This is a genomic window from Pseudomonas sp. P39-UII1, assembly GCF_039672635.1.
Lineage (GTDB): Bacteria > Pseudomonadota > Gammaproteobacteria > Pseudomonadales > Pseudomonadaceae > Aquipseudomonas.
Genome location: NZ_JBDFPP010000052.1, coordinates 1 through 1,079, shown reverse-complemented (window position 1 = coordinate 1,079; position 1,079 = coordinate 1). Strand labels below are relative to the sequence as shown.

Below are 1,079 nucleotides of genomic sequence, written 5' to 3'. Positions count from 1 at the left end.
GGCCTTCACGACAGGGTTATGCCTGATCGAGACAGTGCCTGACATCCACAAGCCCGCACGTAGCCGTGAGGCGCCTGTGCGCGAGATAGTGCTCTGGCCTATGAACTCTCCCGATTGCTGCACTACCGGGTTCAGGCCTGAGAACGCGACAATCGCAGAAGGGCTTTGGTATTTCAGTGGATCACCCAGTTCGGCGAGCAGCAACGTAGCAGTGGTGTCACCCAAACCATCAATCGAGGTAATCAGATCACGTCGCTTGCGCAGGTCTGGATCATCATCGATCGTCTGCTCGATAGCCTTCCTGGTCTTTTCCAGTTCTTCGGTGATGTGTCCGATGACGTCTTGAATCGACTGCTGCACCGCATCTTGTGCGACATCCAAACGATTCTGCTCCATCTGGCGCATTTCCTTGAGGTCGTCCAGTCGCCGTACCAGAGCACGCAAACGGCGCTGTGCAGGTGGCACGGGCTCCCACTGGCGAAGCGAGGCCGCCTTCTGTTGGCCATAAGCAGCAATGACTTTGGCGTCAGCCTTATCGGTTTTGACGCGCCGAAGCTCCACGTCAGCGAATTTCGCGATCACCGCCGGGTTCAGAATGCACACCCGATAACCTTGGTTGTGACAATGCTCGGCCAATGCTTCGTGATAGGTGCCTGTGGCCTCCATAAGGATCCAGGCGCCTGGTTCGGCGTGGCGCTCAAGCCAGTCGCAGAACTGCTTGAACCCTCCAGGATCATTGGACAGCTTGGCTTTGGTGCGCGTCTTGCCGTTGGGAAGCGGGGTGGCAATGTCGAAAGATTTTTTGGCGACATCAACGCCAACAAAGACGGACATGATCTTCTCCTTCAAACTACGAAAGTCGATCACCCTACACTCAGTTCAACCTTGTCAATGCGTACTCACGCCAGGGACGGGCACTAGATACCGTTCGAACTTGTCGAGTGGGGTTGGAAGGCCAGAGCGTCATCTACAGTACGGGCTCGATGCCCTAGGAGCGGCTCCGCTTCAAGACCTTCCCTCGATGATCAGTCGAGAACTTTCGCCTCTTGGGAGGCGAAAGTCGAGATACAAGGAGCGGC

The 1,079-nt window shown here is 56.3% G+C and carries 1 protein-coding gene; it reads right to left on the bottom strand.

Going from position 1 to position 1,079, the window contains the following annotated elements:
• Positions 1-834 (bottom strand): IS110 family transposase (locus ABEH27_RS25655; RefSeq protein ID WP_346616244.1); only part of this gene is annotated, 834 nt, incomplete at its 3' end.
• Between the last annotated feature and the right edge of the window lie 245 nt (positions 835-1,079).